At 72.7% G+C, this 19,333-nt stretch carries 15 protein-coding genes and 1 pseudogene; 8 read left to right on the top strand and 8 right to left on the bottom strand.

Translation table 11 applies throughout. From position 1 onward, the window contains the following. The first annotated feature begins 196 nt into the window (after positions 1-196). On the top strand, positions 197-2,278 hold the full coding sequence (locus ACSU6Z_RS18835) for a SpoIIE family protein phosphatase (protein WP_437047150.1): 2,082 nt from the start codon (positions 197-199) through the stop codon (positions 2,276-2,278). Positions 2,279-2,328: 50 nt separating this feature from the next. Here ACSU6Z_RS18835 and ACSU6Z_RS18830 read toward each other — a convergent pair whose 3' ends face one another. Next, complete coding sequence (locus ACSU6Z_RS18830; RefSeq protein WP_437047148.1) at positions 2,329-4,632, bottom strand: transglycosylase domain-containing protein; 2,304 nt, start codon at positions 4,630-4,632, stop codon at positions 2,329-2,331. Between the two features lie 282 nt (positions 4,633-4,914). Here ACSU6Z_RS18830 and ACSU6Z_RS18825 point away from each other — a divergent pair, with 282 nt between their 5' ends. The 5 genes from ACSU6Z_RS18825 to ACSU6Z_RS18805 all read left to right on the top strand — a co-directional run bounded on the left by ACSU6Z_RS18825 (position 4,915) and on the right by ACSU6Z_RS18805 (position 9,817). Next, a complete protein-coding gene (locus tag ACSU6Z_RS18825) occupies positions 4,915-5,850 on the top strand; it encodes an SPFH domain-containing protein (protein WP_437047146.1) in 936 nt (311 codons plus the stop codon). After that, complete coding sequence (locus ACSU6Z_RS18820; protein ID WP_437047145.1) at positions 5,847-6,125, top strand: hypothetical protein; 279 nt, start codon at positions 5,847-5,849, stop codon at positions 6,123-6,125. The genes ACSU6Z_RS18825 and ACSU6Z_RS18820 overlap by 4 nt, the downstream gene beginning before the upstream one ends. Before the next feature lie 151 nt (positions 6,126-6,276). Next, entirely contained in the window at positions 6,277-6,801 is a 525-nt protein-coding gene (locus tag ACSU6Z_RS18815) for a PadR family transcriptional regulator (protein ID WP_437047144.1), read from the top strand. Further along, positions 6,798-7,487 (top strand): ABC transporter ATP-binding protein, encoded by a 690-nt coding sequence (locus ACSU6Z_RS18810; RefSeq protein ID WP_437047142.1) that lies wholly within the window; start codon positions 6,798-6,800, stop codon positions 7,485-7,487. The genes ACSU6Z_RS18815 and ACSU6Z_RS18810 overlap by 4 nt, the downstream gene beginning before the upstream one ends. Further along, positions 7,484-9,817 carry an ABC transporter permease gene (locus tag ACSU6Z_RS18805; protein WP_437047140.1) on the top strand — a complete coding sequence of 778 codons (2,334 nt, stop codon included), beginning with the start codon at positions 7,484-7,486 and terminating at the stop codon, positions 9,815-9,817. The genes ACSU6Z_RS18810 and ACSU6Z_RS18805 overlap by 4 nt, the downstream gene beginning before the upstream one ends. A gap of 77 nt (positions 9,818-9,894) precedes the next feature. Here ACSU6Z_RS18805 and ACSU6Z_RS18800 read toward each other — a convergent pair whose 3' ends face one another. Further along, positions 9,895-10,836: a LysR substrate-binding domain-containing protein gene (locus tag ACSU6Z_RS18800; protein ID WP_437047138.1), complete on the bottom strand. Its 942-nt coding sequence runs from the start codon at positions 10,834-10,836 to the stop codon at positions 9,895-9,897. Between the two features lie 178 nt (positions 10,837-11,014). On the opposite strand from ACSU6Z_RS18800, the gene ACSU6Z_RS18795 reads away from it, so the two are divergent. Together ACSU6Z_RS18795 and ACSU6Z_RS18790 are read left to right on the top strand one after the other, a co-directional pair. Continuing rightward, positions 11,015-11,569 (top strand): peroxiredoxin, encoded by a 555-nt coding sequence (locus ACSU6Z_RS18795; RefSeq protein ID WP_437016700.1) that lies wholly within the window; start codon positions 11,015-11,017, stop codon positions 11,567-11,569. 6 nt (positions 11,570-11,575) lie between these two features. Continuing rightward, the gene (locus tag ACSU6Z_RS18790) at positions 11,576-12,109 is read left to right on the top strand and encodes an alkyl hydroperoxide reductase (protein ID WP_437047136.1); all 534 of its coding nucleotides are present in this window, start codon (positions 11,576-11,578) and stop codon (positions 12,107-12,109) included. An 81-nt stretch (positions 12,110-12,190) separates the two neighbouring features. Here the strand turns inward: ACSU6Z_RS18790 and ACSU6Z_RS18785 are convergent, their stop codons facing one another. The 6 genes and pseudogenes from ACSU6Z_RS18785 to ACSU6Z_RS18760 form a co-directional block, all read right to left on the bottom strand. Continuing rightward, the gene (locus ACSU6Z_RS18785; RefSeq protein WP_437047135.1) at positions 12,191-13,564 is read right to left on the bottom strand and encodes an AI-2E family transporter; all 1,374 of its coding nucleotides are present in this window, start codon (positions 13,562-13,564) and stop codon (positions 12,191-12,193) included. 132 nt (positions 13,565-13,696) lie between these two features. Next, positions 13,697-14,404 carry a transglycosylase SLT domain-containing protein gene (locus ACSU6Z_RS18780; protein ID WP_437047134.1) on the bottom strand — a complete coding sequence of 236 codons (708 nt, stop codon included), beginning with the start codon at positions 14,402-14,404 and terminating at the stop codon, positions 13,697-13,699. Between the two features lie 425 nt (positions 14,405-14,829). After that, the gene (locus ACSU6Z_RS18775; RefSeq protein WP_437047132.1) at positions 14,830-16,155 is read right to left on the bottom strand and encodes a PhoH family protein; all 1,326 of its coding nucleotides are present in this window, start codon (positions 16,153-16,155) and stop codon (positions 14,830-14,832) included. A 311-nt stretch (positions 16,156-16,466) separates the two neighbouring features. After that, positions 16,467-17,240, bottom strand: a complete 774-nt coding sequence (locus ACSU6Z_RS18770) for an isoprenyl transferase (protein WP_437047130.1) — start codon at positions 17,238-17,240, stop codon at positions 16,467-16,469. A gap of 783 nt (positions 17,241-18,023) precedes the next feature. Beyond that, positions 18,024-18,260: pseudogene (locus ACSU6Z_RS18765) on the bottom strand (SAM-dependent methyltransferase); the annotation flags it as partial. Between the two features lie 122 nt (positions 18,261-18,382). After that, positions 18,383-19,255 carry an LLM class flavin-dependent oxidoreductase gene (locus ACSU6Z_RS18760; RefSeq protein WP_437047128.1) on the bottom strand — a complete coding sequence of 291 codons (873 nt, stop codon included), beginning with the start codon at positions 19,253-19,255 and terminating at the stop codon, positions 18,383-18,385. Positions 19,256-19,333 lie beyond the last annotated feature (78 nt).

The raw sequence follows: 19,333 nt of genomic DNA, 5'->3' as shown, positions 1-19,333 counted from the left end.
CTTGACCGATCGTCACCGAGGGGCGGCAGGACGTGAGCGAAAGGGACGAGGGCACCGCCGGAACGGACCGCAGATGGTCCGCCGACGGCACGAAAACAGCCTCTGACCACACGGGAATTCCGTTCCTGGGGCAGGTATACCGGGTATCGGGACTTCTGCGGGACGAACCGCGCGCGCGGCGCGTGGCCCCGGACGGATGGATTCGACACGCGTGACGGAGCACCCGACCTCCTCCGAACGCCCCACGGCGGGCGTCGACCCCGCGGATCCCCGCGGGGCGCTGCTTCCTGCCCCCGCTCCGGCGCACACGCCCGGTGCGATGGCCTTACCCGCTCCGGGCGCCCAGGGACGGGCCTCGGAGGCGCCGCCCGGCCCGGAGCCGGGCCCGGCCGGTTCCTTCGAGCACTCCCAGCCGGTCGCCGGGCAGGCGGCCGAGCCCGACACGCACCGGCCGCGGCCCGCGCCCGAAGGCGTTCCGGCCCAGCCGGGCGCCGTCGTGGCCCCGGCCGCCGGGATGCCGGCGGGACCCGAGCGCCGTACCGGGCAGGTCCCCGCGCCCGGCCGGCCCACGCCGATGCGCCGGGACGGGGACCGGCTGAGGTTCGTGGGGGCCGCGACCCGGCGGATCGCCCGGGGCATGGACCTCGACGAGATCGTGATGGGCCTGTGCCGGGCCACCGTGCCCACGTTCGCCGACGCGATCCTCGTCTACCTGCGCGAGCCGCTGCCGGTGGGCGACGAGCGGCCGTCGGGCCCGCTGGTGCTGCGGCTGCGCCGCACCGACCGGATACCGGCCGACCGCGACACCGAGGGCGGGTTCATGCCGGCGGTGCAGCCGGAGCCGTCCGAGCTGGACTCGGTCGGCTCCGAGCTGTGCGAGGTGCGGCCGGGCAGCGCGCTCGCCGAGGTGCTGCGCGGGGTGCGGCCGGTCTTCACGGACGCGCCCGCCGCCCGCGCCGCGCTCCCCGAACTGCTCGGCGAGGAGGGCGGGTTCGCGGTGCCCGGTGGACAGCGCGCCATCCTCGCGCCGCTGCGGGGGCGACGCCGGGTGATCGGGGCGGCGCTGTTCCTGCGCGGCCCGGAACGCATCGCGTTCGAGGCCGACGACCTGCTGGTGGCGGCCCAGCTCGCCACGCACAGCGCCCTCGGCATCGACAAGGCGGTGCTCTACGGCCGCGAGGCGTACATCGCCGACGAACTGCAGCGCACCATGCTGCCGGAGACCCTGCCGCGCTGCACCGGGGTGCGGCTGGCCTCCCGCTACCTGCCCGCCGCGGAGACCGCGCGGGTCGGCGGCGACTGGTACGACGCCATCCCGCTGCCCGGCAGCCGGGTCGCCCTCGTCGTCGGCGACGTCATGGGCCACTCCATGACCTCGGCGGCGATCATGGGCCAGCTGCGCACGACCGCGCAGACCCTGGCCGGGCTCGACCTGCCGCCGCAGGAGGTGCTGCACCACCTCGACGAACAGGCCCAGCGCCTGGGCACCGACCGCATGGCGACCTGCCTGTACGCCGTGTACGACCCGGTCGCCCACCGCATCACCGTCGCCAACGCCGGCCATCCGCCGCCCGTCCTGCTGCACCTGGGCGGCCGGGCGGAGGTGCTGTCGGTGCCGGCGGGCGCCCCGATCGGGGTCGGCGGCGTCGACTTCGAGGCGGTGGAGCTGGACGCGCCCGCCGGGGCCACCCTGCTGCTGTACACCGACGGTCTGGTGGAGTCCCGGCTGCGGGACGTGTGGACCGGCATAGAGCAGCTGCGGGAGAGGCTGGAGGCGACCGCCGAGCTGACCGGGGCCGACCACGCGCCGCCGCTGGAGGCGCTGTGCGACGAGGTGCTGGACATGCTCGGCCCGGGCGACCGGGACGACGACATCGCGCTGCTCGCCGCCCGCTTCGACGGGATCGCGCCGAGCGACGTGGCGTACTGGGAGCTGGAGCCGGAGGAGACCGCCCCCGGCCGGGCCCGGCGCCTGGCCCGCCGGGAGCTGGCCCGCTGGGGCCTGGAGGAGCTCACCGACTCCGTGGAGCTGCTGGTGAGCGAGGTGGTGACCAACGCCGTGCGGTACGCCTCCCGGCCGGTCACCCTGCGGCTGCTGCGCACGGGCGTGCTGCGCTGCGAGGTCGGCGACGACGTGCCGCAGCTGCCGCGCCTGCGGCAGGCGCGGGCCACGGACGAGGGCGGGCGCGGGCTGTACCTGGTCAACCGGATGGCCCGGCGGTGGGGCGCGACCCGGCTGAGCACCGGCAAGGTGGTCTGGTTCGAGCTGAACCGGTGACGCGACGGCGTGGGGGGCGCCCGGCGGCTGCCGGGCGCCCCCCACGTGTCTCAGCGTTCCTCGTCGGCCCTGTTCGGCAACAGCGGGTTCTCCGGTTCCTCCCCCGTCGGCGACGGGGTCGTCGGCGTCTGGGTGGGCGCTTCGGTCGTCGGCGGCGTGGAGGTGGGCTCCTCGGTCGTCGGCGGCGCGGAGGTGGGCTCCTCGGTCGTCGGCGGCGTGGAGGTGGGCTCCTCGGTCGTCGGCGGCGCGGAGGTGGGCTCCTCGGTCGTCGGCGGCGGCGCGGTGGGCGTCCGGGTCGGCTGGACCGCCGCGCCCTGCTTGGTCTCCAGGTCGAACCGGCTGATCCCGTCCAGCACGCCGAAGGTGTACGCCGCCCAGATCTGCGCCGGGAACCCGCCGCCGTTGACGCGGTCCTCGCCGCCCGCGCCGTACATCGGGACCTGCGCGTAGGTCTTGGGGTCCTCGCCGAACAGGCCGACGGAGGTGACCAGGTCCGGGGTGTAACCGGTGAACCAGGCCGACTTGTTGTTGTCGGACGTGCCGGTCTTGCCGGCGACCTGCTGGCCGCCGCGCAGCGGGTTCTCGCGGACGGAGACGCGGGCGGTGCCGTCGTCGACCACGCCGGTCAGCACGGAGGTGACCGTGTCGGCGGCCTCCCGGCTGATGACCTGCTCCCCGATCGGATCGGGGAACTCGACCCGGCGGGAGTTGTGCTCGACCGACTTCACGACGGCCGGGGTGACCTTCCTGCCGTGGTGGTCGAGGGTGGCGTAGACCCCGGCCATCTCCAGCGGGCTCGCGCCCATCGAGCCGAGGGTCTGGGCGGGCACCGCCTGCATGCCCTCCGTCTCCATGCCGAGCTTGCCGGCGACCTCCACCACCTCGTCCATGCCGACGTCGACGCCCATCTGCGCGAAGACGGAGTTGACGGACTTGTTCATCGCCTCCTGGACGGTGATGTCGCCGTAGTCGCGGTCGTCCTCGTTCTCGGGGGCGAACCCGACGCGGCGGCCGTGGTCGACGACCGGGCGCTTGCTGGTGCCGTCGTAGACCGTGCTCGCCGTGATCGGCGTGCCGTCCTGGGTGGTGGCGTCCTCGTCGACGGCGGCGGCCAGGATGACCGGCTTGAAGGTGGAGGCGGGCTGGTAGTCGTCGCGGGTGGCGTTGTTCCTGTAGTGCTTCAGGTAGTCGATGCCGCCGTACATCGCCACGACCGCGCCGGTCTTCGGGTCGACGGAGACCGCGCCCGCCTGGACCCTGGCGTCGACCTCGTTCCCCTCGGGGTCCAGCTTGTCGGTCAGCTGGGCCTTGACGGACCGCTCCAGCGCCGCCTGCTTCTTCTTGTCGATGTTGAGGGTGATGGTCCAGCCGCCGGCCTCGACCATGGCCTGGGCCTGCTTCATGTCCTCGGCGCTGCCCTGCGCGACCAGCTGCCGCTCCAGCGCGGCGTTGGCCGCGTCCACCAGGTAGCCGGTCTGGCCGCCCATGCCGGGGGCGGGCTTGGGCTCCTTGGGCACCGGGAACTCCATGGCCCGGCGCTCGGCGGCGTCCAGCCAGTGCTGCTCGACCATGTTGTCCAGGACGTAGTCCCACCGCTCCCGGACCAGCCGCTTGCCGGTGTCGGAGGCGATCGCCCAGTCGTACTGGTTCGGCGCCTGGAGCAGGGCCGCCAGGTAGGCGCCCTGCTCGACGGTGAGGTCCTCGGCGTCGACGCGGTAGTAGGCCTGGGCGGCGGCCTGGATGCCGTAGGCGCCGCGGCCGTAGTAGCTGGTGTTGATGTACCCGGCGAGGATGTAGTCCTTGGACTTCTCGCGGTCCAGCTTCAGGGAGATGACCAGTTCCTTCAGCTTGCGCGAGATGGTCTGGTCCTGGGTGAGGTAGTAGTTCTTGACGTACTGCTGGGTGATCGTGGAGCCGCCCTGCGCGCCCTTGCCGGCGAGCGTGTTGAGCACGCCGCGCGCGGTGCCCTTGAGGTCGACGCCGGAGTCCTTGTAGAAGGTCTTGTTCTCGGCGGCGACGAAGGTGTGCTGGACGTCCTTGGGCACCTTGGCCAGGTTGACGATCTCGCGGTTGCGCTCACCGACGCGGGCCATGACCGAGCCGTCGCCGTACTTGTAGACGTTGCTCTGCAGCTTGGCGTCGGCGTTCCCCTCGGGGATGTCGATCACCAGGTACAGCACGACGAAGGCGCCCATGCCGAGCAGGCACAGGCCGAAGACCGTGCCGAGGATCTTCTTCCAGGTGAACAGCCGGCGTATGCCGCCCTTCCCGGCCGCGCCCGACGAGCGGCGACGCTTCGGCGCCGCGCGGCGGCCACCGCGCTGCCGCGCTCGTCTCTCTTCCGCTCGTCCCATCGGTCCGATCCGCTCCGATTCGTCCACGTGTGCTCAGCAGTCACACAGGTTTCACGCTCAGGTCAGCTCAGAAAGCTAACACCGTCAGATACGACAAAGGGCGCCCGATCCGGTCTTTTACGGACGTGACAATCAGCACCCGCTCCAACGGAACCGACGCACGAGGGTGGCGCGGGGTTGTCATGACAGGTTAAAGTGATATCACTTGGATAAATGAACGCTATGCGTGGCACCGCGCGCACGCCACCGCGCGAAGTGCCGCACGAGAAGGGGGACCCGTCCATGTCCACGCACGACACCCAGGCCGCCGCCGACGTCCCGGAGATGCCGGCACCCCGCGTCCGGGAGTTCCCGGCCCACAGCGTCGGCGGCGGGCTCGCCCTGCTGCTGGGCCTGGCCGGGCTGCTGGCCGGCGCCGGCCTGATCGTCGCCGCGACGACGGTCCCGGCCGCCGGCGTCAAGGCCGTGCTGATCGTCGCCGGCATCCTGGTGGCGTTCGCCGCGTTCCTGGCCATGAGCGGACTGAACATGGTCGCGCCGGGCGAGGCGCGGGTGGTCCAGCTCTTCGGGCGGTACCGGGGCACGATCCGGCAGGACGGGCTGCGCTGGGTGAACCCGCTCACCTCGCGCACCAAGATCTCCACGCGGGTGCGCAATCACGAGACCGCCGTCCTGAAGGTCAACGACGCCTACGGCAACCCGATCGAGCTGGCCGCCGTCGTGGTGTGGCGGGTGGAGGACACCGCGCGGGCCACCTTCGAGGTGGACGACTACCTCGAGTTCGTCTCCACCCAGACCGAGGCGGCCGTGCGGCACATCGCCATCGAGTACCCCTACGACGCCCACGACGAGGACGGCCTGTCGCTGCGCGGCAACGCCGAGGAGATCACCGAGAAGCTCGCCGCCGAGCTGCACGCGCGCGTGGAGGCGGCCGGGGTGCAGATCATCGAGTCCCGCTTCACCCACCTCGCCTACGCTCCGGAGATCGCCTCGGCGATGCTCCAGCGGCAGCAGGCCGGGGCGGTCGTCGCGGCGCGGCGGCAGATCGTGGACGGGGCGGTCGGGATGGTCGAGGCGGCGCTCGAGCGGATCGCCCGGCAGGACATCGTGGAACTGGACGAGGAGCGGAAGGCGGCGATGGTGTCGAACCTCATGGTGGTGCTGTGCGGGGACCGCGCCGCGCAGCCCGTCCTGAACACGGGGACGCTCTACCAGTGACCGCGCCGTCCGGGGACCCCGCTCCGCGGCGCCGGCCGCAGCAGCGCAAGCAGGTGCTGCTGCGGCTGGACCCGCTGGTGTACGAGGCGCTGGCCCGCTGGGCGGGCGACGAGCTGCGCTCGGCCAACGCCCAGATCGAGTTCCTGCTGCGCCGGGCCCTGGCCGAGGCCGGCCGCCTGCCCGGCGGCACCGGCCCGCTCCCCCGCCGGGGACGGCCGCCCGCCGCTCCCGGGCCGTCGGACCGCCCGGCGGAACCGGGGGACCGGCAGGAGTGACGACCGGTTCCGCCGCGGGCATCGGAAAAAGCGCCGGGCGCCCGTGACGGAACCGTGACAACCGGCCCTGAGCTGCGGATTCACCGTTCCCTCGAGCTCTGCGCGCGCCATGTATACACGCGGTGTATACACCGTGTGTAGAGTGACCGGCATGTCCATCGGTCACACCCTCCTCGGGCTCCTGGAGTCCGGCCCCCGCCACGGCTACGACCTCAAGCGGGCCTTCGACGAGAAGTTCGGCCACGACCGGCCGCTGCACTACGGGCAGGTCTACTCGACCATGTCCCGCCTGCTGAGGAACGGCCTCGTCGAGGTCGACGGCATCGAGGCGGGCGACGGGCCCGAGCGCAAGCGGTACGCGATCACCGACGCCGGGATCACCGACGTCGAGCGGTGGCTCGCCACGCCGGAGAAGCCCGAGCCGTACCTCCAGTCGACCCTGTACACCAAGGTCGTCCTGGCACTGCTCACCGACCGCGACGCGGCCGGGATCCTCGACACCCAGCGCTCGGAGCACCTGCGCAGCATGCGCGTCCTCACCGACCGCAAGCGCAAGGGCGACCTGGCCGACCAGCTCGTCTGCGACCACGCCCTGTTCCACCTGGAGGCCGACCTGCGCTGGCTGGAGCTGACCGCGGCGCGGCTCGGCAAACTCCGTTCGGCGGTGACCCGATGACCTTCCCCACCGGCTCGCTGCTCGCCGCCGAAGGGCTGCGCAAGGCCTACGGGCCGACCACGGCGCTCGACGGCGCCGACTTCTCCATCCACCCCGGCGAGATCGTCGCCGTCATGGGCCCCTCCGGGTCCGGCAAGTCGACGCTGCTGCACTGCCTCGCCGGGATCGTCACCCCCGACTCGGGGACGATCACCTACGACGGGCGCGAGCTGTCCGCGATGAACGACGCCCGGCGCAGCGCGCTGCGGCGCAGCGAGTTCGGGTTCGTGTTCCAGTTCGGGCAGCTCGTGCCGGAACTGACCTGTGTGGAGAACGTCGCCCTGCCGCTGCGCCTGAACGGCACCTCCCGCAAGGAGGCCGAGCGGACCGCCCTGTCCTGGATGGAGCGGCTGGAGGTCGACGACCTGCGCAGGAAGCGGCCCGGCGAGGTCTCCGGCGGGCAGGGGCAGCGGGTCGCCGTGGCGCGGGCGCTGGTCACCGGTCCCCGGGTGCTGTTCGCCGACGAGCCGACCGGCGCGCTGGACTCCCTCAACGGCGAACGCGTGATGGAGCTGCTCACCGACGCCGCCCGGTCCGCGGGCGCCGCCGTCGTCCTGGTCACGCACGAGGCGCGGGTGGCCGCCTACTCCGACCGCGAGATCGTCGTGCGGGACGGGAAGTCCCGGGACATGGAGCACGCCGTATGAGCGCCCGGCGGTGGGGCGCGGACCTGGCCCTGGGCGTCCGGTTCGCGTTCGCCGGCGGGCGCGAGGGCCGGATCCGGGCGCTGCTGACGGCCGTCGGCGTGGGGCTGGGCGTGGCGCTGCTGCTGCTGACCACGGCGATCCCGAACGCGCTCGACGTCCGGCACGACCGGGAGGCGGCCCGCGCGGACATCCCGTTCCACGACGGCCGGATCCCCGCCGGGGACGGCACCGTGGTGGTCGCCCACGCCGACACGGACTTCCGCGACAAGACTGTGCGGGGGCGCGCGCTGGAGCCCGAGGGGCCGCGGGCGCCGCTGCCGCCGGGCGTGGAGGAGTTCCCGGCGGTCGGTGAGATGGTGGTCTCCCCCGCCCTGGGGGAACTGCTGGAGTCGGACTCCGGGGAGCTGCTGCGCGAGCGGCTGCCGGACCGGATCGTCGGCACGATCGGCGAGAGCGGCCTGGTCGGCTCGGCGGAGCTCGCCTTCTACCGGGGTGCCGAGGGGCTCGCCCCGCACATCGACGGCGGCCGGGTGGTCCGCCTGGAGGAGTTCGGGTACGCGGACGGCTCCACCGAGCGGATGGACCCGGTCCTGCTCCTGCTCGTCCTGGTCGTCTTCGTGGTGCTGCTGATGCCGGTGGCCGTCTTCGTCGCCGCGGCCGTCCGCTTCGGCGGCGAACGGCGCGACCGGCGGCTGGCGGCACTGCGGCTGGTGGGCGCCGACGGCCGGACGACCCGGCGGATCGCCGCCGGCGAGGCGCTGGCGGGCTCGGTGCTGGGTCTGGCCTTCGGCGCGGTCTTCTTCCTGATCGGGCGCCAGGCGGCGGGCCGGGCCGAGGTGTTCGGCGTCAGTGTGTTCCCGGGCTACCTCAACCCCTCGCCCCTGCTGGCCCTGCTGGTCGCGGTGGCGGTCCCGGCGGCGGCCGTCCTGGTGACGCTGCTGGCGCTGCGCGGCGTGGTCGTCGAACCGCTCGGCGTGGTCCGCACGGCCAGGCCCGCGCGGCGCCGGCTGTGGTGGCGGCTGCTGCTGCCGCCGGCCGGTCTCGCGATGCTCTACCCGATGCTCGGCAAGGGCCGCTCCCACGGCGACTTCAACCAGTACCTCGTCGGTGGCGGCGTAATGCTGCTGCTGGTCGGCGTGACCGCGCTGCTGCCGTGGCTGGTGGAGACGGTCGTCGCCCGGCTCGGCGGCGGCGCGGTGTCCTGGCAGCTGGCCGTGCGCCGGCTCCAGCTGAGCAGCGGTACGGCGGCCCGCATGGTCAACGGCATCGCGGTGGCCGTCGCCGGGGCGATCGCGCTGCAGATGCTGTTCGCGGGCGTCGAGGACGACTACACGAGGGACACCGGCCGGGACCTGACCCGGGCGCAGATGCAGGTGGACGTGCCGGGGACGGCGCCGCTGGACGCCGCCGCCGAAAAGCTGCGGCGCACCGAGGGCGTGCGCACGGCGTACGCCTACTACGAGGGGGTCCTCGGCGACCGGCGCCGGGACCCGCGGCGCAGCACGCAGGTGACGGCCGGCGACTGCGCGGCCCTGCGGCAGATCGCCGAGCTGCCGTCCTGCCGGGACGGCGACGTGTTCGCCGTCGCGGGGGCGGAGTGGGACACCGACACGCCGGAGCTCGCCGAGCCGGGCCGCACGCTGTACCTCGACCCGGCCTACGGCGGCGACCCGAACTCCGCCCAGGTCGCCTGGCCGGTGCCGCGGGACCTGAAGCAGGCCCGTCCGGACACCCGGCTGACCGGCTCCGACCGGGGCGGTCTCCTCCTCACCCGGGGGGCGCTGCCCGCCGCGGCCGTCCCGGCGCTGTCCGGGCAGGTGTACGTGGCGCTGGACGAGTCGGTGGGGGACGCGCGGGAGCACGTGCGCAACACCGCGGCGGCCATCGGCCCGATGACGTACACCGCGAACTGGACGGCCACCGAGCAGTCCCCCCGGTTCGCCTCCGTCCGCACCGGCCTGTTCGTCGGCGCCGCGTGCGTGCTGGCACTGATCGGCGCGAGCCTGCTGGTCGCACAGCTGGAGCAGCTGCGCGAGCGCAGGAGGCTGCTGTCGGCGCTGGTCGCGTTCGGCACGCGGCGGCGCACGCTGAGCCTGTCGGTGCTGTGGCAGACGGCCGTTCCGGTCGCCCTGGGCCTGCTGCTGGCCTCGGTGGTGGGGATCGCGTTGGGCTCGGTGCTGCTGAGGATGTCGGCCGCGCCGGTGCGCGTGGACTGGGCGGGCGTGCTGGGGATGACCGGCGTCGGCGCGGCGGTCGTCCTGCTGGTGACGCTGCTCAGCCTGCCGCCGCTGCTGCGGCTGATGCGGCCGGACGGGCTGCGCACGGAGTGACCGCCGGGACCGGGCCGGTGGCGGCGCCGGCTCCGGCGGACCGGTACGGAAGCCGGCCGCGCGGGGTCCGCCGGGTCTCAGGGGCCGACGGTCCGTACCGGCAGGCCGCGCAGGGCCTCGCGCAGGGCCGCCGCCAGCTCCTCGTACTCCGCGCCGCGGGCGGCGCCCGTGCGCATGGCGAGGGCGATGCGGCGGCCGGGCGCGGGGTCGGCGAAGAAGCCGGTGAGGAGCTGGCTGGAGCGGGTGGTCTCCACCCGGACCGCGGTGCGCGGCAGCAGTGTCACGCCCAGGCCGCCCGCCACCAGTTGCACCAGCGTCGACAGCCCGGCCGCCGTGGTGGTGGCCGGGACGTCCTCGCGTCCGGCCTCCCGGCAGATCTCCAGCGCCTGGTCGCGCAGGCAGTGCCCCTCGTCGAGGAGGAGCAGCTTCAGCTCGCGCAGCGCCGAGCGGGATATGCCCTCGCGGCCCCCGAGCGGATGGTCCAGGGGCGTGACGAGCACGAAGTCCTCGTCGAACAGGGGGAGCTCGGTGACGCCGGGCACGCCGAGCGGCACGGCCAGGAGCAGCAGGTCCAGCCGCCCGCCGGTCAGCCCGTCGAGCAGGCTGGCGGTCTGTTCCTCGTGGACCTGGAGGTCCAGGGCCGGGTAGCGCTCGTGGACCAGGCGCAGCACGGTGGGCAGCAGGTACGGCGCCACGGTCGGGATCACGCCCAGGCGCAGCACACCGGTGAACGGCGCCCGGACCGCCTCCGCCTCCTCCATGAGCGCCCCGACCTCCGCCAGCACCGCCTTGGCCCGGACGGCGAGCCGCTCACCCGCGGTCGAGAGCAGGACCTTGCGCGTCGTACGCTCCAGGAGGGTGACACCGAGTGTCTCCTCCAGGGCGGAGACGGCGCCGGACAGGGCGGGCTGGCTCATGCCGATCGCGGCGGCGGCGTCACGGAAGTGCAGGTGCTCGGCGACGGCCGCGAAGGCGCGGAGCTGGGCCAGGCTGGGCTGGCGCCTCTTTCCCGTGGTCATTCCCACGGCCGTACCTCCAGGATCCTTGCACATATTTGCGATCACTGATAGCAACCGTCGATCAACTCGACCGAGTGTAGCTATTTCCCTAATCAATGCGGCCTGTGCCAACATCGGCAACGTCCAACCCATGGGAAACACTCGCAAACTGAGTGTTTCTTCGCTGCAAGGAGAGCGTGTGCTCACTGTCGGTGACAAGTTCCCCGAGTTCGAACTGACCGCCTGCGTCTCGCTGGAGAAGGGCAAGGAGTTCGAGACGATCACCCACAAGACCTACGAGGGCAAGTGGAAGGTCGTCTTCGCCTGGCCGAAGGACTTCACCTTCGTGTGCCCGACCGAGATCGCGGCCTTCGGCAAGCTGAACGACGAGTTCGCCGACCGCGACGCGCAGATCCTGGGCTTCTCCGGTGACTCGGAGTTCGTCCACCACGCCTGGCGCAAGGACCACCCGGACCTGACCGACCTGCCGTTCCCGATGATGGCCGACCCCAAGCACGAGCTGATGCGCGCGCTCGGCATCGAGGGCGAGGACGGCTTCGCGCAGCGCGCGGTCTTCATCGTCGACCAGAACAACGAGATCCAGTTCACCATGGTGACCGCGGGCTCCGTCGGCCGGAACCCGAAGGAGGTCCTGCGGGTCCTGGACGCCCTGCAGACCGACGAGCTGTGCCCCTGCAACTGGACCAAGGGCGACGAGACGCTCGACCCGGTCGCGCTGCTGGCCGGGGAGTGACCTGACATGTCGCTCGACTCCCTGAAGTCCGCCATACCGGACTACGCCAAGGACCTGAAGCTCAACCTGGGTTCGGTCATCGGCAACTCCGAGCTGCCGGCCCAGCAGCTGTGGGGCACCGTGCTGGCGACCGCCATCGCCTCGCGCTCCCCCATCGTGCTGCGCGAGCTGGAGCCGGAGGCGAAGGCGAACCTCACGCCGGAGGCGTACACGGCCGCCAAGTCGGCCGCCGCCATCATGGCGATGAACAACGTCTTCTACCGCACCCGGCACCTGCTGTCGGACCACGAGTACGGCACGCTGCGCGCCGGTCTGCGGATGAACGTCATCGGCAACCCCGGCGTCGACAAGGTCGACTTCGAGCTGTGGTCCTTCGCGGTCTCCGCGATCAACGGCTGCGGCATGTGCCTGGACTCGCACGAGCAGGTCCTGCGCAAGGCGGGCCTGAGCCGCGAGACGATCCAGGAGGCCTTCAAGATCGCCGCTGTGATCCAGGCCGTGGGCGCCACGCTGGACGCCGAGGCGGTCCTCGCCCAGTAGTCGTCCCCGCCCGCGGGAACACACACGGGGCCCCGCTCACCTCACCGGTGAGCGGGGCCCCGTGCCGTCTTCCCGCGCCGCTCACCGAGGCGGCGTCTCCCGCGGGCCCGGTTCCTCGGGTTCGGCGGTCGGGGTGTCCGTTGCCGGGGTGTCCGCCGCCGGGGCGGCGTCCGTCGCCGTGGCGCCGTGCGGCTTCGGGGTCTGGCGCAGGGCGGCCTCGCGGGAGTACGCCCGCAGATAGCCGGCGACGGTGTTCGTCACCGCGACCAGCGGTACGGCGACCACCGCGCCGCCGATGCCGGCCACCAGGCCGCCGGCGGAGACCGAGAGCACCACCGCCAGCGGATGGACCCGCACCGCGCGCCCCAGGATGAACGGCTGGAGGATGTGCCCCTCGATCTGCTGCACCGCCAGGACGACGACGAGGGTCATGACGGCGGTGAAGACGCCCTGGGTGACCAGCCCGACGACGACCGCGAGCGCGCCCGAGACCACCGCGCCGACCAGCGGGATGAACGCGAACAGGAAGATGAACACGGCCAGCGGCACGGCCATCGGCACATCGAGGAAGTAGATGCCGAGGCCGATGAAGACGGCGTCGATCAGGGCCACTACCACCGTGCCGCGGACGTACGCGGTGAGCGTGCGCCAGGCGCGCGGACCGGCGCCGGCCACGCCCGGCCGGGCCGCCGCCGGCACCAGCTTCAGCGTCCACTCCCAGATGCGCTTGCCGTCGTAGAGCAGGAACAGCGTGGAGAAGACCGCCAGCAGCAGCCCGGTCAGCGCCTCGACGACGACCGTGACGCCCTCCAGGCCCATCGAGGTGATCTGCTCGGTGTTGGCGCCGACCGCCTCGCGCAGGTTCTTGGCGATCTCGTTGATCTGCTTGTCCGTCACATGGAACGGGCTGTTCAGCAGCCATCGGCGCAATTCGTCGATGCCGTCCTGGACCTGGTCGGAGAGCGTGTCGATGTTCTCCATGACCTGCCAGGTCACGAACCAGCCGATCAGCCCCATCACGACGAAGCCGAGGAACGCCGTCAGGGCCGTGGCCAGCCCGCGCGGTACCCCCGCCCGCCGCAGCCGCGCCACCGTCGGCTGGAGCACCGCCGTCATCAGCAGCGCGGCCACGAAGGCCAGCACGACCAGCCGTACGGCGCTGATCACCCGCATGAGCACCCACAGGGTGCCCGCGAGCACCAGCAGGCGCCAGCCGACCTCCGCCGCGACGCGCACGCCCCACGGCACGGCCTGCGCGGGGTCGGGCCGGGGCCGGACCGCGGGAGCGTGGTCCGGAGGCGGCGGGACGTGCTCGGCGGACGCCGTGGCGGGGTGGGCGGACGGCACGGGGCCGGCGTCCTCCGCCTCCGCCTCGGCCCGGCGTTGGTCGATCCGCCGGCTCATCTCCGTCAGCCCGGCACCGATCCGGCCCAGCCACCCTGGCACTCGCGACATGCTCCGTCCTCTTCCCCCGTCTCTCCGCACCACTCCCCCTGGAGTCGTCGGGTCCGACCGTACAGGGCGAAAGCCCCCCACCCTAGGACGGTGAGGGGCTGCGCGTGGTTGAGGGGCCGTGTGCCGGGCGGCTCAGTACCAGTGGTTCGCCTGCCAGAACGACCAGGCGTCACAAGGGCTGCCGTACCGCTCGTTCATATAGTTCAGGCCCCACTTGATCTGGGTGGCCGGGTTGGTCCGCCAGTCGGCGCCGGCGGAGGCGTACTTGCCGGCGGGCAGGGCCTGGAAGAGACCGTAGGCGCCGGAGGAGGCGTTGACCGCCTTGTAGTTCCAGCTCGACTCGTGGTTCACGATGTTGCTGAAGCACTGGAACTGGCCGCCCGGCACCATCTGACGCGCCATCGCCTGGATCTGCGCGACGCTGTACGAGCTCTGGACGGCGAAGGTGGTGGCCTCGCGGGTGGCGCTGCGGCTGGCGGCTTCCTGCTTCTCCCGCTCGCGCTCCGCCGCCTCCTTGGCCGCCTTCTCCTTCTCGGCGGCCTCCTTCTTCGCGATGGCGGTCTCGGCGGCCGCCTTGCGGGCCGCCTCCTCGGCTTCCTTCTTGGCGCTCGCGTCCGCCGCGATGGCCTGTGCGTCGGCCTGCTGCGTCAGGGAGGCGGTCTGTACCTGGGCCTGCTGTCCCGCGGGGATATCCGCGAGCAGCGTCGTGCCCGCGGCCGTCGTCGCTTCCGCGTCGTTGTTCTGCGCGACACTGCCCGAGGCAACGCCGACGACGCTTCCGACAGCGGTGACCGCCGTGGCCGAGGCCACTGCGAATCCCCGGACCGAGATCCGGCTCACACGGTTTCCTTCCAGCATCGCCCGCCTCGGTGACCCTGGCGGACGCAATCGTGCCCCTGACACTGGCCTCCCCAACTACGGGGTCACGGAAGGCGCGGGCCCGGTGGGCGACTCCCGTCCCGGGAGCGCCGCGTGGTGCTCGGGCGGCATACGACATCGCTATGGAGTTGATGCTCTGTATGGGGCGCCGTACCGCTGGGGGCACAGCTGTGTCGTATGCGGGGCCTGACAGGAGTGAGACTTTGCCGTAACCCGACACCGTGAGGCAATTCTGCGTTGCGTGGGAAAGTTCACATCCCGTTCGACCCTGGGGATTCACGGAAAGCGGTACGCGCGAAGGCGCCGCCCGGCTAGGCTCTACGCCTTTCCGGACGGCGCCGACTACTGCGCGACCGGCCCCCGGGGGGACCTTCCTTCGGTTTCTCTCAGATCTGCCCGTCCTCCAGCATTTCGGTCACAAGGGCCGCGATCTGGGACCTCTCGGACCGGGTCAGCGTGACGTGGGCGAAGAGCGGATGCCCCTTGAGCTTCTCCACGACGGCGACGACTCCGTCGTACCGGCCGACCCGGAGGTTGTCCCGCTGGGCCACGTCGTGGGTCAGCACGACCCGCGAGTTGGCGCCGATCCGGGACAGCACCGTCAGCAGGACGTTCCGTTCCAGGGACTGGGCCTCGTCCACGATGACGAACGCGTCGTGCAGGGAGCGGCCGCGGATGTGGGTGAGGGGGAGCACCTCCAGCATCCCGCGGGCGGTGACCTCCTCGATGACCTCCCGGCTGGTGACCGCCGACAGGGTGTCGAAGACGGCCTGCGCCCAGGGGCCCATCTTCTCCGCCTCGGTGCCGGGGAGGTAGCCGAGCTCCTGCCCGCCGACCGCGTACAGCGGGCGGAACACCATGATCTTCTCGTGCTGACGGCGCTCCAGCACCGCCTCCAGGCCCGCGCACAGTGCCAGCGCCGACTTTCCGGTGCCGGCCCGGCCGCCCATCGAGACGATCCCGATGTCCGGGTCGAGGAGCAGGTCGAGCGCGATCCGCTGCTCGGCGCTGCGGCCCTTGACGCCGAACGCCTCCCGGTCGCCGCGCACCAGGCGGACCATGCCGTCGGGCGTGACCCGGCCCAGGGCCCGGCCGCGCTCGGAGTGGATGGTCAGACCGGTGTGCACGGGCAGGTCCGCGGCCTCGGGGACGTGGATGTGCCCCTCCTCGAAGAGGATGTCCACCTGCTCGCCCGGGAGGGTGAGTTCGGCCATGCCGGTCCAGCCGGAGGCGTCCGTGATGGCGAGTTCGGCGCGGTACTCCTCGGCGAGCAGCCCGACGGAGGACGCCTTGATCCTGAGCGGGAGGTCCTTCGACACGACGGTCACGTCGAACCCCTCGGCCTGCAGGTTGCGGGCGACCGCGAGGATGCGGGAGTCGTTGTCCCCCAGGCGGTAGCCGCTGGGCAGGACGCCGGGGTCCGAGTGGTTGAGCTCGACGCGGAGCGTCCCGCCGAGGTCCCCGGTGGGGATGGGGGCGTCGAGGCGTCCGTACCGGACCCGGTAGTCGTCGAGCAGGCGCAGGGCCTGGCGGGCGAAGTAGCCGAGTTCGGGATGGTGCCGCTTGGCCTCCAGCTCCGTGACCACGACGACCGGGAGCACGACCTCGTGCTCGTCGAAGCGGTTCAGGGCGTTCGGGTCGGCCAGCAGGACGCTGGTGTCGAGGACGTAGGTGCGCCGGTCTGGCTTGTGGCGCTTTGTGCTGGTCACCACGGAAGGACGTACCCCCTCGGATGAGGTCGGGGAGCGACGGGAGCGAGCTGGACCGGTCGACGGCCGCGATGCACGGGCCGAGGACCGGCCCCGTCGCCTCTTCGTCCGTGTGGTGGCACACGGTCGGGCTGGTGCAAAGGGCCTCCCGGGCGGGCGGCCTCGTGCCGCCCGCTGAGATCCGACACCCGTGGTTCGGGTGTCGACCTGCCTGGGTTATGCCCTTCAACCGGCGCGGCCATGCCACGGCATATGACGGCGCGCCGGTGAACTCCCCGTGAAGCGGGGTGCCCCGTGCCGAGGGGGGGTGCCGGTCAGCCGCCGTACCGGCGGTGGCGGGCGGCGTAGTCGCGCAGGGCGCGCAGGAAGTCGACCTTGCGGAAGGCGGGCCAGAAGACGTCGCAGAAGTAGTACTCGGAGTGCGCCGTCTGCCAGAGCATGAAGCCGGACAGCCGCTGCTCGCCGCTGGTGCGGATGACGAGGTCCGGGTCGGGCTGGTCGCTGGTGTACAGGTGTCGGCCGATCGTGTCGATGTCGACGGCCTCGGCGAGCTCCTCGACCGAGGTGCCCTTGCCGGCGGCGTCCAGCAGCATGGAGCGGACCGCGTCGACGATCTCCTGGCGTCCGCCGTAGCCGATGGCGACGTTGACGAGTATCCCGTCGACGTGCGCGGTGGCCTCCTCGGCTTTCTTCAGGGTGGTCTGCATCTGCGCCGGCAGCAGGTCGAGCGCGCCGACGTGGTGCACGCGCCAGCGGCCGTCGGCGGCCAGCGAGCGGACGACGTCCTCGATGATCCCGAGCAGCGGGACCAGTTCCTCCTGCGGCCGGTCGAAGTTGTCGGTCGACAGCAGCCAGAGGGTGACGACCTCGACGTCCGTCTCGGCGCACCAGCCGAGGAACTCCTCGATCTTGTGCGCGCCGGCCCGGTGTCCCTGTGCGGTGGTGGAGCCGGCGGCCTTCGCCCAGCGGCGGTTGCCGTCCATGATGACGCCGATGTGCTTGGGCACCTGTGCGTGGTCCAGGTGGCCTTCCACCCGGCGCGCGTACAGCCGGACCAGCAGGCTGCGCAGTTTGTCGCGCAGGTTCACGTGATTGTCAGCCCCTCCGTACGGATCGGACAGGCGCGGCGCCGGCCGGGCACGGCCGAGGGCGGTCCCTGTCCGTATGGCGGTCCCCCGGGGGCGAAGCCTACCGCTGCGGGGGACCGGGGGGTGCGGCCGGGGCGGGGAGGCCGGTGGACCGGGAGGGAGGCGGGAAGGAAGCGGGGGAACGGGGAGGGACCCGGGGAAAAGGGCGGAAGGGGGACGAAAAACGGGCCGGTCCGTGGGGGGGAGACGGACCGGCCCGAGGGGGGGCTTCCACCATAACCCTTCGTAAGGGATGCCGCGTGCATCGGCACCCAACAACTACTCTCCGGAGTCACCCGGCAACGCCGCGCTCGCCGCGGAAGCTGCGATTCACCACGGGAGGACCGCCGAAAGGCAGTGGATTCCCAGGACGCCGAGGGGAAATACAGGGATATCCGAAGGCGTCCGTGGCAATGGGGACATCCGGAAACCTCCGGGTGCACCGGTGCGCCTGGAGCCCTCCGGCGCGCCCGCGCGCCCATCGCCCCGCCCGGGCGACCCGGGGGCGCGCGCCCCTTCGACCGGGGCCGACCGGGCCGGCCGGGGAACGCGGCACCGCGCAGCCCCCTCCACTGCGCGGTACCCCTCGCGCGGCTTTGCTCACGCGAATGCATTGGTCTGAACTTATGCGATCACGAAGGCGGGGGGCGAGCCGCGCGCCATAACGATGTGGAAACTGTGCGGGAGTTCGGCGGCACTTCGGCACCGGTTGCCCTTGTTTGCCGCACTCCTTCCCGGGTCCGGTCACCGGCCGGGCTTGCGTGCCTCCAAGAGCTGCCGGGCGCTGTGGGCGACGAAGGGCCCCTCGGATCCGATCCGCTCGTGCAGGGCGCGGAGCCGGGGCCCGTACGCCTCGACGGTGAAGCCCGGCACCATCCAGACCACCTTGCGCAGGAAGTGGACGACGGCGCCGATGTCGTGGAATTCCATCCGCAGCCGCTCCGCCCGCAGGTCGGCGATCTCCAGCCCGGCGGCCTCGGCGACCAGGTCCTCGTAGGTGCGGGGCGGGTGGGAAGGCATCGCGCGTGCTCCTCGCGAAGCGGTCGGGGCGGGTGGGTCCGGCGGCGGGGCCCGTTCGCGGGGCCCTGTGCCGCGAGGGGCGGCTACGACACGAGCGGGCGGACCTCCTCCGCCGCGAACCGGACGAATCCCTCGGGGTCCGGCTCGTCCCCCGTCGGCTGGAGGACCACCGTGTCCGCCCCGGCGTCGGCCAGCTTCCGCACGGCCTCGGCGACGGCGTCCGCGTCCCCGGCGACGCCCAGTTCCGGCACCGTGCCGGCGCCCTCGGCGACCAGTTCGGCGCGCAGCCGGTCGGCGGCGCCGGGGCCGGTGGCGGCGAGGAGGTGGACGACGACGTGGTGCGGACCGGTCCGCCCGGCCGCCGTCCGCCCCTCGTCGATGAGCCGGCGGGCCCGCCGTACGCCGTCGGGCGGCGTGGTGGCGGTGAGGACGGTGCCGTCCGCCGCCTCCCCCGCCAGCCGCAGCGAGCGCGGTCCGACGGCGCCGGCGAGGACCTCGGCGCCGCCCTCCGGCGGCCAGTCGAGGGCGACGTCGTCGAGCCGGACGTACCGCCCCCCGGTGGTGACCCGGTCCCCGCGCAGCAGCGCCCGCAGCGCGGTGAGGTGCTCCCGGAGCAGGGTGAGCGGCGACTCCGCGCGCGCCCCGACCTGTCCCATCCAGTCCTGCACCCCGTGACCGACCCCGAGGACCACCCGCCCCGGGAACATCCGGTGCAAGGTGGCGGCCTCCATCGCCGTGACGGCGACGTTGCGCAGCGGCACGGGCAGCAGGCCGATGCCGACCCTGACCCGTTCGGTCCAGGCGAGTGCGGCGGCGGCCGTGGAGATACCGCCCTCCCGGAAGCAGTCCTCCCACAGCCAGAGTTCGTCGAGGCCGGTCTCGTCGGCGGTACGGGCGACGGCACGCAGGCGTTCGGGGGCCAGCTGGGGGCGGAATACGGCGCCGAGTGTGGTCATGGGACGTTCCTACCGGGGGTAGGGAATGCGGGCAACGGGTTTTGGGGCGGGCGGCGGCGCGTGGGGGCGGAGGGTTCG

This window comes from Streptomyces sp. enrichment culture, assembly GCF_964273145.1.
Taxonomy (GTDB): Bacteria; Actinomycetota; Actinomycetes; order Streptomycetales; family Streptomycetaceae; genus Streptomyces.
This window is presented reverse-complemented; position numbering and strand designations above follow the sequence as displayed.